This is a genomic window from Cohnella rhizosphaerae, assembly GCF_029525575.1.
Lineage (GTDB): Bacteria > Bacillota > Bacilli > Paenibacillales > Paenibacillaceae > Cohnella > Cohnella rhizosphaerae.
In genome coordinates, this window is record NZ_JAPDIA010000001.1 from 89,995 (window position 1) to 105,216 (window position 15,222).

Genomic DNA, 15,222 nt, shown 5'->3' on the forward strand with positions numbered 1-15,222 from the left:
TATCATGATGTCGCTGAATCATCCGCTCGAACCGGCTAGCCGCCCAAGCAGGGTCTTACCCGCGTCATAAACTCTTCGGACGGTTCGCAGCCGAACTCGTCGCCGTACCTCCGCTTGAACTGCTCGTAATGCCGGACCATATTCTCTTTCTGACCGCGAAGCGATAGAAGCTCGATCAGACCCGCGTTCATCTCCTCGTCCAGCGGATAGATCGACAGAAACGCATGGAGCCTGCGCTCCGCGCTTTGCCAATTCCGCTCGGCAACATTCTCGTCAGTCAGCCTCCGGACGAGATCGGCGTACTGCTTCTTTAGCGCCTCCTCCAGCCATATTTTCCAAATATAAGACCTTCCCTCAAGAAGCGGTCCCCTGTACAGCATTCTGAGCGCCTCCGCCTGTTCCGAGGTCATCGTACCGCTGGCGATTTCGCTTTCCCTGCTGCAGTACAACAGAAAATCGTATTCCATTTGCCCCAGCGACAAAAAGTAGCCTTCCCTCGTCCGCTGAATATCGATCGGAAGCGCCTGCTCCTTAAGCAGCTTCTTCAATTGATAAATCGCGGTATGGAGGCTGGCCATCGCCCGTTCTTGCGTCTTCTCCGGCCAGAGAAGCTCCGTCAACAGCCACTTGCTGATGTCCTTCTCCGGATGACAGAGGAGATACGCAAGCAGTTCCTCCGTCTTGCGGGTCGGAAAATGCAGCAGTTCGCCCCGCGCGCTTAATATCTCGAATCCGCCAAGGAGGCGGATGTTCGGACCGTCATTGTCGCCTCCGGATGCCGGCTCGGGCCGCAGCAATGCCGCTAGCCGGTTCGTCACCCGCTCGATCGCCGCCGGCGTGACCGGCTTCAGAATATAATCGAGCGCCTGCACGTCGAAGGCCGACAGCGCATACTGCTTGTAGGCCGTCGAGAAGACGATGGCCGTTCGCTTCGATCGCTCGACGATCCGATGCGCCAGCTCCAGCCCGCTCATCTTGGGCATCTCGACGTCGATAAAAGCGATATCGGGGTCCAGCTCCGTCAGCTTCTCCAGCGCTTGCAGCGGACTGCCGAACGCGCCGACGATCTCATAATTGCCGTTGCGCCCGATCAGCACCTTCATCAGCTCCAGCACGGGCCTTTCATCCTCCACGATGATTGCTCTGTACAAGGGAACACTCCTCTCCGCACATCGGGTCTTTGCGCTCCCGCCTTAACGTTCATAGGGTAAATGAATCGAAACCTCGGTGCCCTCGCCCGGCTCCGACCGGATACGCAGCGCAGCGCCCGGCATGGCGTCCAACCGTTTGCGTATATTCGCGATCCCGATGCCTCCGTCCCGGTCTTCGGACCGTTCGCCCGCGGCGATCCGCCGCAAGACGTCGCTCGGAATGCCGACGCCGTCGTCTTTAATGACAATGACGGCTTGCGAGCGTTCGATTCTCGCCGTCAGCGACACCGCGCCGAGGCCCTCCTTCTCGAACAAGCCATGACGAATCGCGTTTTCCACGAACGGCTGTACGGAAAGCGAAGGCACCTCGCATTGCTGCGCTTCTTCCTCGATCTCGCATATGAAATCAAACCGTTCGCCGAATCGCGCCTGCTCGATTTTCACGTACGCCTCGATCACTTCGAGCTCCCGGTGCAATGGAACGAGCGGCTTGTCGCGATCCGTCTCCAGAATATGGCGAATGTACTGACTCAGCACGGACAGCAGCTCAGCCGCTTTCTCTCCGTCCGTATAGCAGAAGCCGATCACGCTGCTTAAGGCGTTGTATAGAAAATGAGGCTTGATCTGCGCTTGATGAAACGCCTGTTCGTTTCTCATCGCTTCCCGAATCGCCGATCTCATCGAGATGAGCGTCCGGATGCGCGCGATCAGCGTCTCCCCCTTCGAACGGCTTCGTCACATAATCGTTGGCGCCGGCCTCGAAGCCGAGCGCGATGTCGCCGTGCGAATCCTTGACCGTCGAGATCAGAATCGGCAGGTCCAGGATCGATCGACTCTCGCGAATCGTCCGGCAGAGCTCGATCCCCGACGTGCCTGGCATCATGATGTCCACGACCGCCAGATCGATATGGGGGGAACTGCTGCAGCTTGAGCGCCGCCTCGCCGGCGGAGAATGCCGTCACGACATTGAACTTGCTGCGTCTTAGCATCTGGCGGAGCGTCAGTACGTTGGAGGCTTCGTCGTCCACGATCAATACGGTATGCGCGTTGCCGTCCCACCGATCGAGCGATCCGTCCTCCTGACTCACGCGCTTGGACTGTTCAGCCCCTGCTGCGATCTCCAGATCGCCGGGCATGCGCCGGAAGCCGGGAAGCGTGAATTTCATTCTCGTTCCTGTACCCGGCTCCGTCCAGTCCAGGCCGATCTGACCGCCCATCCGCTCGATCAGCTTGCGGCTGATATAGAGACCGACGCCCATCCCTTCATAGCCGTCGCGCGGGACGGACCTGTCGATCGAATCGAACTCGCCGAACAGCGACTCCCTTTTCTCCGGCGGCACGCCCGTCCCCGTATCCTCGACAAAAACCGCGATGTACGCCTGGCCACGGTCGGCCCGTACGCGGATCTCGCCATGCTGCGTATGCTTGATTGCGTTATGCACGAGATTGTAGAGCACCTGTCTGAGCCGGCTCTCGTCGGCCGTCACCCATACGTCCGCCTCGACGGCGTTGTTCAAAACGACCTGCTTGCCGGACAACTCGAACCTCAGCATATCGAAGACGATCTGCACCGCGACGCGCATATCGACCACCGACGAATACAGCCGAAGCTCCCCATGCTTCAGATGAACGACGTCGATCAGATCCTTGATCAGCATCGACAGCTTGGAGGCGGTATCCTTTACGAGCCATAGATTCTGCCGTTGCTCCGTGGCCATGGTTCGTTCTCCATCCTCAAGCAGGTGAGAGACCATGTTCATAATGCCGTTCAACGGCGTTTTGAGCTCGTGCGACGTATGAACGAGAAATTCGTCCTTCAGCTGGTTCGAGACCGTCAGTTGATGCGACAGCGACGCCGTCTTGGCGAACTCGTTGGAAAACCGGACGGCCAGCAGCAGCTGCAAGCAGAGAATGAAGCCGAGAAGCGCGCTCTTGGCGACAAGATCCGACGACAACGCGTTTTCCGCGTACAGGCTGATGCCGATTAAAAAGAGAAGCAGCATGACGAGACTGCCCAGCAGCAGAAACCTTTCAAATCGCTCCTTCGCATCGACCTTCGTTCGCGCGAACAAATGCAGCAAGCGGCCGACGAGAACCAGGACGGCAAAGCCTTCGTATAGAACAAAAATATATTTATAGTCGATATGAATCCTGTACGGAAGCAGCGCGACCGCTGCGATATAGATCATGAACGGAAGCGCCAGCAGCCGCCTCGTCCAAAGTTTGAACAGACGGCGTTCGACGATATAGAACAGCTGCATAATCAGGATGACGCCCGCGAACTGGAAAATCTCGAGTCCCTTGTAGACCAGATCGAACGGAAGCCCGGGAAGCAGCCGTTGGATGATTTTCTCCCCGTAGATCGACATTTGAACCCCGAGCAAGAGCAAATAGAGGCCGAGGATCAGATAGGTTTTGTCTCGCCTTTCGAGTATGTATACGCTAATATGATAGGCGCCAAGTATGACGAGGATCAGGCAGATCGCGATATCGGTGCCGATCCGAATGCCATTGAGCTTGATCAGGTCGGCGCTCAAGCCGAACTGCAGCGAATTCACGACGCCGCCCGTGACGAATTCGAAGTTGGCTACCTGGAGGACGATCTCGACATCCCGGCCGCGCGGCTGGAAAAACGCCGTATACGGCGTATTGCCCGGGCGACTGTCCAGCCTGTCGTCGGCAGGCCGGCCGCTCTGTCCAGCCAATCGCCCGTCGATGTAAAGCCGATGCCCCATGCGAATGCTCGTCACCTTCACGCCGTAAATCTCGTCCGTCGGCTGCATATGAATGACCAGCCGATAGGTGCCGAAGCCCTTTCGCGCCATCCCGTCACCGCTCTTGCCCGCGCCGCGCCACGTTCCCGGCACCTGCAAATAGCCGCCCGGCGCTACCGAAAATTGCCCCGGCTCAAGCAGCCGGCCGGGATAGAACGCCCACTCCCCGTCGAGATCGGCCAAGCCGTTCCGTTTAAAGTCCCATCCGCCGAGATCCAATTCCCCTCCAGCGGCTTGCGGAGAATGCCGGTCGGCAACGGTCGGATAATACAAGGCCCAAAAAATGCCGACGATAAGAAGCAGAAGCAGGCCCATGCCCGATAACTTGCGAATTTGCATAAAGACTGATCCGACCTCCGCTGCGAGCTTTTCCGAATCGGTTATCGGATGCGCTTGCCTAACCTTAATCATCCGCATCGCGAAGCGCTCGCAGAATCGCTTTCATTCTACCATTTTCGACATGAGGCTGGATAATAAAATGAACCGGTTCGGGCATTACCTATTCTAATCCTCTCTTCTCAAAGATCTCTCAAAAACTACTGTACTTCTTGTTTTTTCTCTTCAATGTATTCTATTGCACGAAATCCGAGGTCCACAGCGGTTCTTGAACGCTTTTCCTTGTAGGACATCGACAATAAAAGTAAACGTCCATCAAGGCTCTGTTGGGGAGCCTTAATGAACGTTTCCGGAGAATTAGCAGTCGGCGTCTTATGTCTCGAAAACCTCGACTTCATTAATGAAAAAATATTCCTTGACCGTCTTTGCCACGCGAATATACCGGTAGGCGGTCGGATCGGTCACCTCGGTCGTCCATGCCGCCTGATAGGCGAGCGCTGTGCTGCCCTGGCTGCCGAGCACCGTATACGTCGCAAAGTCGGGATCGTTCGACGCCCGCACCTCGAAGTTGCGCCGCTCAACCTCCTGGTCTACGTCCTGGCGCGTCATCAGGTTGATCCGCCCGAGCGAGTATGCGTCGCCAAGATCGACCTGCCACCAGTGCAGCGCTATTCCGTCTCCGCCCGGCGACCAGCCTGTCGCCAAACTTCCGTCCACAGCCTTGCCTGGCGCGAAAATTTCTCCCAGCGGATACACAGAAGATGCACTTGCCGTCTTGCCCGCCGCCAGATTCGTCTCCGGCTCGGAGGGCGGGGTCGGCCCGCTGAACACTTCCACCTCGTTAATAAAAAAATATTCCTCGACTGTCTTCGCCACACGTACATAGCGGTACGCGTTCGGATCGCTCACCCGAATCGTCCAGGTAGCCTGATAAGCAAGCGGTGTGCTTCCCTGGCTGCCGAGCACCGTATACGTCGCAAAGTCGGGATCGTTCGACGCCTGCACTTCAAAGTTGCGCCGCTCAACCTCCTGATCGAGATCCTGCCGCGTCACCAGATTGATCTGGCTGATCGCATACGGCGCGCCGAGGTCGATCTGCCACCAATGGCCGGCCGAGCCGCTGCCTCCCGGCGACCAGCCCATACCGGCATTGCCGTCTACAACATTGCCAGGCGCATAGCTGTTCCCCGCCGGATATACCGAAGACGCGCTTGCCGCCTTGCCCAGCGCCACATTATGCGCTGTCGCCTCCCCGAACGCATCTATTGCCGCGAGCAGCGCCGTCCGCGCCGCGTCGATGGTGGCCACCGTCCGCTCCTCATCGGCCAGCGCGTCCTCCGCGCCCGCAATCGCATCGGCCAGATCGTCTTTGGCCCACTGTGGATACTCGCCCTGTCCGTTCCCCGTGTCCGTATCGTCGATGAGATGCTGCGCCTCGTCGATCGCCGCCAGCAAAAGGTCGATGCGGGCCGCGAGCTCGCCGTCCGAGCCCGAATTCTGGAACAGAAACGTATTGTGCAGCTTCACCGGACTGGCGTACGCCAGCACGCCGAAATAGCCGGAATCCTCGATCCGCTCCGCCGCCGTATCCACGTAATCGAACACGTTGACGCCGTTGATGTTGGCGATCAGCCGCACGCCGCCGTCGACGTTCAGCGCGCCGAACTGCACCAGATTCGTCTGGCCGAACGCGAACACCGTATTCGGCACCGCATCGCCGGCCAGCGGCACGTTCTCCCCGATGTTGCCGTAAAACACCGTCCGTTCCCCTTCGTTGAACCGCTGCAGCTCCAGCACGTCCGGCTTGACGCACATCGTATACCCCGCGTTGTCCTCGCCCCAGAGCACCTCGTCGTTCACCCGGTTGCGCAGCGTGAAGCACGGCCAATCGCCCGGTCCCGACTGCTCGGTCGTCACGTTGAACGCCAGCAGCTCGTCGCCGTATTTTCGCCCTTGATACGTCGCGAAGCCCGTCGGCGTCGATACCGTGAGGCTGCCCGTTCCCGCCGTCTTGCTTCCGCCTTCGACATGCCACTCCGCGTCGTCCGCGATCGCTTCGTTCAGGCTGAGCGGCACGGCCGTCTTACCGAGCTTCACCGGACTGGCGTACGCCAGCACGCCGAAATAGCCGGAATCCTCGATCCGCTCCGCCGCCGTATCCACATAATCGAACACGTTGACGCCGTTGATGTTGGCGATCAGCCGCACGCCGCCGTCGACGTTCAGCGCGCCGAACTGCACCAGATTCGGCTGGCCGAACGTGAACACCGTATTCGGCACCGCATCGCCGGCCAGCGGCACGCTTTCCCCGATATTGCCGTAAAACACCGTCCGTTCCCCTTCGTTGAACCGCTGCAGCTCCAGCACGTCCGGCTTGACGCACATCGTATACGCCGCGTTATTCTCGCCCCAGAGCACCTCGTCGTTCAACCGGTTGCGCAGCGTGAAGCATGGCCAATCGCCCGGTCCCGACTGCTCGGTCGTCACGTAGAACTCCAGCAGCTCGTCGCCGTATTTCCGCCCCTGATACGTCGCGAAGCCCGTCGGCGTCGATAGGGCAAGACTGCCCGTTCCTGCTGTCTTGCTTCCGCCCTCGACATGCCACCCCGCGTCGTCCGCGATCGCTTCGTTCAGGCTGAGCGGCACGGCCGTCTTGCCGAGCTTCACCGGACTGGCGTACGCCAGCACGCCGAAATAGCCGGAATCCTCGATCCGCTCCGCCGCCGTATCCACATAATCGAACACGTTGACGCCGTTGATGTTGGCGATCAGCCTCACGCCTCCGTCGACATTCAGCGCGCCGAACTGCACCAGATTCGGCTGGCCGAACGCGAACACCGTATTCGGCACCGCATCGCCGGCCAGCGGCACGCTTTCCCCGATATTGCCGTAAAACACCGTCCGTTCCCCTTCGTTGAACCGCTGCAGCTCCAGCACGTCCGGCTTGACGCACATCGTATACGCCGCGTTATTCTCGCCCCAGAGCACCTCGTCGTTCAACCGGTTGCGCAGCGTAAAGCATGGCCAATCGCCCGGTCCCGACTGCTCGGTCGTCACGTTGAATTCCAGCAGCTCGTCGCCGTATTTTCGCCCCTGATACGTCGCGAAGCCAGTCGGCGTCGATAGGGCAAGACTGCCCGTTCCTGCTGTCTTACTTCCGCCCTCGACATGCCACACTGCGTCGTCCGCGATCGCTTCATTCAACGGATAGCCGCGCATCCGGCTGTCCGGCAAGTCCGCCGCCCGGATGACGCTGACCGTCCAGATCGTCTGCCTGCCCTTGCCGTCGGAGACGACGTACTGCACCGGATTCGTGAAATCCTGCGCCGCGCCGGATGCGGGGAATACGCTGGCTCCCGGCGGCAGGACGATCGTCGGGGCGAGCTGGGTAATGTCCGCAGACGCATCCACTTTTAGCGTAACGGTACGGTTGGGAGCCGATATCAACGGTGCCGCTGTCTGTTCCGCCACCGTCATGCCGTCTATATCCAGCCGGACCGGAAAATATTCCGCCTTCACCTGCGGCTCCCAGTCGAGATCGTTCAACACGGCGCCGCCCGTCGGCTCCGTCAGAAATTCAAGCGTGTCGCCCTCCTCGACGCGGACGACCAGGTTGTGCGTATACACGCTTGAGCCGACGGTTACCGGTCCGAGAACGGGCACACCGTTCTTCTTGATCGAGATCATTACGCCATCCATCGCCGTATTGACCGCTTCGCCGACAATACGCGCTTCGCCGTTGTCCGCCGCGGTCCAGCTGCGGATTGCGGCATGCCCGGCAATCGTCTGCAGCAAACCGTCAGCGGCCGGTCCAAAACCCCAATATTCAGGTTCCAGACCGGCTTGAGCCTTGATGGCCGGATCGCTGCCATCGTTGTTGGTCAGCGTATTGGTTCCGATCACATTGTGAAAATAGGTTGTCGCTACATTTTCGCTTACGTTATCGTGAATATTTAAGCCGCTCGTGCCCTGATCGAGATAGATCGCCGCCAGCGGAAAATACGACGCATATGCGTGACGGTCGAGATCATGAATGTAGTTGCCGTAAATTTCCCCGCCTTGCTGCCGGCTGAGCGTATAGATGCCGCCGCCGTCCGCTAGCCTGTTCATGACATTGTAGATGTTATTGTATCGTACTATATTGGCGCTCGAGACGTTATCCTCGTCGATCCAGCCCCAACCGACGCTGATGCCGGTATATGCGCCGTCCGAAATTTCGTTGTGCTCGATCAGCGTGCCCTGCGCGTAGCCGCTGAAAATGCCCACCGCGCTTAGCGGAGCCTGGCTGTAGCCGCGGATGTAGTTGTTCGCAAACACGTTGTTCTGCGCCAGCTCCCGCGTATCCGTCTCGTTGTAGGGCCGGCCGAATTCATTTAACGCGCCTTGGCTGATCGCGCCTGCGGACAGATCGATGAATGCGTTGCCGACAACCCGATTGTCGTGCGCGCGGCGGTAAAGATCGATCGCGGTCGCGCCCGTATGGGTGAACCTATTGCCCTCGAACGTAATATCGTCCGCCGATTCCAGATAGACGGCAGCCGGCAGCCGGTCCCATCCCCCGTCGCTGCGGCTGTAAGCGATCGCCTGGTCGATGAGCAGTCCTTCGTTCGGTTTCATGAACGTCGTATAGGCGAACGTGAGGCCGCTGAAGCGAACATGGTGCACGGGCGTCGTCAAGGAGGTGCCTTGAAGCTTCAGCAGCGTTTCGGTCTGCGGCACCGTCACGACGGCGGTCGCCAGATTCTCGCCCGCGCGCGGCATGTAATACAGCTCGTCGGTGTCTTGGTTGAGATACCATTCGCCGGGCTCATCGATAAATTCATACGCATTCTCGAAATGGTAGCTGGAGTTGGCCGTACGCACGGGAGCGGCGCGGTTGAAGATGATGTTCCGCGACGGCTGGGACAGGGCGACGTTCGCCGTGCCGCCCGTTACCGTATACGAATCGAGCGGCACCATACCTTCTGCCCAATGCTGCTGAATAACCATCTCCACCTGCCCGAAACGGTCCCAATCGTAGATCTCCGAGCTGTCGATCTGAATCGTCTTGTCCGCGGACGTCCACGATAGAATGCTGTATTCGGTGCCGGCATTCGGCATTCTCGCGCGTGTCGCCCGCCGGCCGTCGATGTACAGCTGGCGGAAATCCAGTCCTTCGGCGTCCAGCTTGTAGATGGAGCCTCCGACTGACGTCCAGCCACCGTCCAGCCGCGCCCCGCCGGTAAGGACCGGCGTCTCGCCGGGATAGTTGGTGTAGACGATGTTGTAGCCGTTGCTGCCGGAGTCGCGTTCATCCAGCTCGATCGTCCCGGTTACCGCATATTCGCCGCCGCGCAGATAGACGACAATGTCGCCTTCCATGTCGTCGTTCAGCGTCCGCACGACGTCGCGCGCCTTGGCGATCGTTCGCAGCGGCGCGGCTTCCGTTCCCGGATTGCTGTCATTGCCGGAAGGGGGAGACATATAGCTCGGCTTCGACCGCGGCATCCGCCGCCGCCGTCCGTCCGCCAAACGGCAGGTTGACCGAACCTGTCAACAATGCAAAAGCGAGCGCAAGCGCCGACAGACGCCTGGCCAATCTGTTTTGAACCATGGTTGCACGCTCCTCGTTTGAGAGGAGGGCGAATAAAGCCCCGGTCCGGCAGAATCTCTCGTTGTCCGCTATTGTTGCCGCTTTGATGGTTGTCGCCAGGATGAATCCTGCCGTTCGCTCATTATTCACCCGCCTCGAATCGAAATGCAAACTTCCAACAACCCGCACCGTCGAATAGCACCCTGCGCGCGGCCCGAACCGGCGCGGCGGCAACCGGGCGCAAGTCCCGTCGACGCCGCCGGATGCCGCATCCCGTCAGCCCGGGATGCGGCATCCGGTTATGTCCGCGGCCGTTTACTTTGCGCTTTTCCAGGCATCGATCTGCTTCTGCTTCTCCGCCACTACTTTATCTGCGCCCGCCGACTTCAGCTTCTCGAGAAATTCCGGCAGAAACTTGTCGGGGTCGACGGAGCCCGAGACGAGCGAATTATGGTACTGCTTGATTACGGTGCTCGCCTGTGCCAATTCGGCCTTGACCGGCTCGGGGTTAAAGTTGAAGCCGAGCAGTGGAGAACGGACGGCGCTCTCGTTCAATTGCTGCGTTTTCTCCCAATTGCCGACATCCGCTTCGGAGATATAATAGCCGTTGAATTGATTGCCGAACATCCAGTCCGTGCCGGGAGCATAGCCGTTCGTCTCCGGCGTGATGCCCTCCGGCATGCCGATGACGCCCTTTTCCTTGTCGACAAAGACGTAATGCTTGCCTTCGATGCCGTGACACAGCAGGTTGTACAGCTCCTTGTCCGTATTGATCAGCTCCAGGAACATCATCGCGCGTTCCGGATTTTTGGACGTAGCGCTGATGCCGGTCATCGTCGCGATCGCCCGCCCGGTCGTCACAAGCGCCGGACTGAGCGCCTTGAACTTCTTGTGGACGCCAAACCTCAGGAAAACCGTGCTTTCCACGCCCGGCGCAACCGTAGCGGCCAGCGATCCGCCGTATCGGCCCGCCTTCGTATCGGCGGTATTATCGGTGATGCTGGCATTATCCTTGCGGAAGAAACCTTTCTCGTGCCACTTGTGCATGAGACGAACGAACTGCTCGTATTCGGGCGAAGCGTACTGGTTTATGACCCTGGTCTCGCTGTCGTCCAGATACAACCATCCCGGCGAAGCGTCGTCGCCGATCGTATCCATGCCGAAGTACGGTGCCTGCCCGTTAAAAATATCGTAATTGTTCACGTACGACAGCGGCGTTACGCCTGGCTCGCCCGCAGCCAGTTTGTCGAGGAACGGCTCCAGTTCGTCGTATTTGTTGACCTTGTCCATATCTAGACCGTATTTGTCGGCCAAGTCCTCGCGCATGTCGAAGCCGTACTGCATGGCGATAATCTGCCAGTTGATCGCGCCGTAAATTTTGCCCCTGATACGTGTCGCGTCCCAAACGTATGCAGGCACGGTCGCCTTGAGTCTCGGCGCGTACTTGTCGAGCAGATCGTCGAGCGGCAGCAGCGCATTTTTCTCCACGTTCTGGTAGTAGTTGTTGCTCCATGGCGCGGTGAACATCAGATCCATTTCATCGCCCGCGGCGATCATTACGTTCATCTTCTGGTCGTAGCTGCCCCAGTCGATCAGTTTGAGCTTGATCGTCGCATTGATCTTCTTTTTCAGAATCTTGTTCATTTCCGCCTCAACCAGCGGCAAATCCTTCTGCGGCGTGCCGACATAATAATACGTCAGTTCGACCGGCGGCAGCTGCTCCTTGCTTCCCTCCGTCTCATCGCCCTGCTCTGAAGCAGTCGGAACGGCTGCCGGCGAAGCGCTCCCGCTCTCCTTCGGACCGTTGCTGCCGCACCCGGCCAGCAGCAACGCGACCAGTAGCTTGCATACGATGGCGGCGTGCAGGCGTTTTTGCAAAACCATGCGTATTTTTCCCCTCTCTAAAAATGGAATGCCTCGGCCTTGGCCTGGACGCACTCAACATAGCACGCATTTTTGCGCATCATCCACAGCTAAAATGCAACCTTTGCAGCCAAATCTATAGATTTCGCCACCTTAGTCCGATTCAGGACTGGTGCCCGGTGATCAGCTGCGGCAGATGGCGGGTTTTGTATTCGCTGAACGAGATGCCCATGCGTGCCTTGAACAATTTATAGAAATAGTTGCTGTTCTCCAGTCCCACCTCGTCCAAAATGTCGCCGACGTTGATGACGCCGCTGTGCAGCAGCGCCACCACCCGTTTCAGCCGGACATCGGTGATATAGTCGGCCACCGACTGGTTGTACGCCTCACGGAACAGCTTCCCGATATACACCTTCGACATATTCACGGTGCTAGCAATACTTTCTAGGCATAGCGATTTGTCCTTGTAGTTTTGGTCGATCAGCTGCACGATTGTCTCCGTGACGGCGCTGCCGCGCTTCGGCTTCTGCTCGCTCACAATACCCGCGACGTGGCGGAACAGACTGGCGAACCGGACGCCGATCTGTTCGAGCGTCTCCAGCTCGCCGATCTCCCGGTTGAATGTCGTGAAATCGATATCGAAGCGCAACTGGCTGTTGCTTTCCAACTGATGCAGTTCGTTGTAGATCGCATAGGTCACATAAAGAAGGGTCGAGACGACCGTATCGTAGGAGTAGCCTCGTATTTCGCCGACGATGTCCGTATACGCCATATCCGCTTCGTTCAGCTTGCCGGTACGCAGCGCCTCCAGCAGCCGCTTTTCCTTCATGACAGGCAGCCGGTAGGCGTCCGTGCTCTGCGCTTTGAGCGAGTCCGGGCGCAGTACGGAGCCGTGGCCGAAGATCAGCCGATATTGGGCGATACGCGTCACTTCCCGGTATGCTTCGCCCAGCCTGCCGAAGTCCCGATGCACGTAGCCGGTCGACGCCGAGACCGATAGCTTGAGGCTTGCGAGCGTCCACGACTGAATTTCGGCAATGATCCCGCCCAGCTTGCGCGGCGACTCGTCCGGTCCGGTGCCCGCCGCCTGGACGATCGAAATCAGCGTATCGCCGCCCATGTATACCGTTTCGCTGTCGAATGACGTGCGCAGCAGTTCGTCCGCCGCGTTCGCGAAGGCAAAACGCAGCAGCGCCTGATCCCTGAGCGAATAGGCGGAGGCGAACGCGGCATAGCGGTCGAGCCGCCACGCCACTAGCATATAGTCGTCGCCGACATCCAGCTTGACTCCGTAACGCCGGAACGTCGTCTGGAGTCGCTCGCCTTCGTCGGCCGCTGGCTTCCCGCCCAGCAGCAGATCGGCCAGCAGCTCGTTCCGGAGCGCATGCAGCTTGTCCCGCTCGGCTGCGTCGAGCAGTCTGGCTTTGTTCGTCGACTCGGCGATCGCGCGGGACAACAAGGAGATCTCGTCGAGCGATTCGTCTTCCGCCGGATCGCCGGCCGAATGCTTCAGCTTGCCGACCAGCTTGCGAAGCGGCGAAGTAATCGTGCTGGAGATGAGGAACGAAGCCCCGGCGCCGAGCACGAGCAGAGCGGCGCATACGAACAGCGTAATCCGCTTGATCCGGCTCGCCTCATCCGTAATGGCGGTGTACGGCACGACGCTGATGAACTTCCAGCCGAGCAGCTCGGACGAGACGTAAGCGACCATCTTCTTCTCGCCGTCGATTTCGCTGAGGAAATGCCCGTCCGTCTGGCCCGATTGTAGGAGGGTGCGCACGAACGAATCTTCTGTCTGCGTCAGGAACGCCTTGCCGCCGCTGACGAAGGTGCCATCTCCGTCGACGATGAACGTATCCATGCCCGGGAAGCTGTTCTTGCGCTGCAGCGAATGGATCAGGTCGTTCAGATACTCTTCCTTCACGTTGACGATAATGGCACCTTCGGGACCGCTCTTGCCCGAGATCAGGTCGTACATCAGATATGTATAAACGTTTACAACCGGCGTATCCGCGCCCGCCACCGCGGGATCGAGGCGAACGCGCCGCGGAATCGGCAGCAGCTTTCTGCGGTTCTGATCGGCCGACTGCATAATGCGATCGATTTCTCGCCGATTTTCCGGCGTATCCTGTGCCGTATCGCCTATCGTGAATAGCCGGTCGATGCGGCTGTTATAAACATGGAAGGAATAGATGAATGGATTCGTTGCGGTCAGCTGCTTCAGCCGGTCCATGTTGAACAGAAGACTTGTGCCGTCTTCGTCGCTGCGGTACATCATCTGCGTCAGATCGGGATCGCCGAAGATCGAGATGGCGAAATTGCGCGCGTTGTCGTTCATATAATTCGCGCTGTAGCTGATCTGCGACAGCGTCTTCATGTTCGACTCCGTCACGATCCGCAGCGCAACGCGCTCGAATACGACGAACAGCCCGTACGACAACCCCAGAATAATGGTAACGAGTGCGACGGTGAAGGAAAAAAACATACGGGAAAACATCCGCGATCGGATCCAGCCCACGACTCCCCCCTCCTCTGCCTCATTCTATCATGAAAGGAGCCGCCTGCACGCTAGCTGCGTTACCCTTTAATTGCCCCTACCGTCAGCCCCTGGACGAAGTATTTCTGCAGGAAGGAATAAACGAATACGATCGGACCGATCGCCAGCACCGCCGTCGCCATTCGCACACTCTCCGCCGGAGCCGCCGTCGTTACCGTATTGGCCGACATATTGATCGCTTCGATGTTCTGGATAATCGTGACTAGCAAATATTGCAGCGGCAGCAGCCGGCGATCATCGATATAGAGCAGCGCGAGGAACCAATCGTTCCAGTAATTCAGACTGGCGAACAGCGCGACCGTTGCCAGCACCGGCGTCGACAGCGGAAGCACTATGCGAAAAAAGAGCCGGTATTCGCCAAAGCCGTCCATCTGCGCCGATTCGATGATTTCCACCGGCAGCATGGCGAAGAACGTGCGCAGCAGCAGTACAAACCAGGGGACGATCAGGTAAGGCAGAATAAGCGCCCATACCGTGTCCTTCAAGTGCAGCACCTGCGATACCACAATATAGGTCGGAACGAGACCGCCGTTGAACAGCATCGTAAAGAAGACGTAGAACGACAACGGCCGCCGCCAGCGGAAATCCCGCCGCGCCAACGGATAAGCCAGCAAGCTGGACAGCAAAAGCCCACCCAGCGTGCCCGTGACCGTTACGAACGTCGTGATGCCGTAGGACGCTGCGAGCTGATCGGGCTGGTGCCACAGATAGGCATACGCAGCGATGCTGAACTCCCGCGGCAGCAGGCTGTAGCCCCACTCGACCAGCGACCGCTCGCTGGACAGCGAAGCGGAGATCACGATGACGAGCGGCAGAACGCAGATGGCGCCGATTGCAGCAACCGCGAGCAGAAGAAACAGCTTGCCGACTTGCGCCCGGCGCGGCTGACTCGGCGTCAGCTCGGCCGTCCTCTCACTCGGCGTTAGATGCATAAACCATTCCTCCTCGAAGCGGCTGTCTGGCTTTTCA

The 15,222-nt window shown here is 58.9% G+C and carries 7 protein-coding genes and 2 pseudogenes; all 9 read right to left on the reverse strand.

Annotated features, from left to right (window positions below; all coding sequences use genetic code 11):
• Positions 1 to 35: 35 nt before the first annotated feature.
• Positions 36 to 1,151, reverse strand: a complete 1,116-nt coding sequence (locus OMP40_RS00450) for a response regulator (RefSeq protein WP_277528246.1) — start codon at positions 1,149 to 1,151, stop codon at positions 36 to 38.
• Between the two features lie 42 nt (positions 1,152 to 1,193).
• A complete protein-coding gene (locus OMP40_RS00455) occupies positions 1,194 to 1,832 on the reverse strand; it encodes a sensor histidine kinase (RefSeq protein ID WP_277528248.1) in 639 nt (212 codons plus the stop codon).
• A gap of 100 nt (positions 1,833 to 1,932) precedes the next feature.
• Positions 1,933 to 2,034 (reverse strand): annotated as a pseudogene (locus tag OMP40_RS00460) (hypothetical protein); the annotation flags it as partial.
• A 325-nt stretch (positions 2,035 to 2,359) separates the two neighbouring features.
• Positions 2,360 to 4,342: pseudogene (locus OMP40_RS00465) on the reverse strand (sensor histidine kinase); the annotation flags it as partial.
• Positions 4,343 to 4,633: 291 nt separating this feature from the next.
• Complete coding sequence (locus OMP40_RS00470; protein WP_277528250.1) at positions 4,634 to 9,748, reverse strand: discoidin domain-containing protein; 5,115 nt, start codon at positions 9,746 to 9,748, stop codon at positions 4,634 to 4,636.
• Entirely contained in the window at positions 9,702 to 9,854 is a 153-nt protein-coding gene (locus OMP40_RS00475; RefSeq protein WP_277528252.1) for a hypothetical protein, read from the reverse strand. Before OMP40_RS00475 ends, OMP40_RS00470 begins: the two co-directional genes overlap by 47 nt.
• Positions 9,855 to 10,148: 294 nt before the next feature.
• Positions 10,149 to 11,717, reverse strand: a complete 1,569-nt coding sequence (locus OMP40_RS00480; protein ID WP_277528255.1) for an ABC transporter substrate-binding protein — start codon at positions 11,715 to 11,717, stop codon at positions 10,149 to 10,151.
• A 142-nt stretch (positions 11,718 to 11,859) separates the two neighbouring features.
• Entirely contained in the window at positions 11,860 to 14,214 is a 2,355-nt protein-coding gene (locus tag OMP40_RS00485) for a helix-turn-helix domain-containing protein (protein WP_277528256.1), read from the reverse strand.
• A gap of 59 nt (positions 14,215 to 14,273) precedes the next feature.
• Positions 14,274 to 15,185 carry a carbohydrate ABC transporter permease gene (locus OMP40_RS00490; protein WP_277528258.1) on the reverse strand — a complete coding sequence of 304 codons (912 nt, stop codon included), beginning with the start codon at positions 15,183 to 15,185 and terminating at the stop codon, positions 14,274 to 14,276.
• Positions 15,186 to 15,222: the final 37 nt, after the last annotated feature.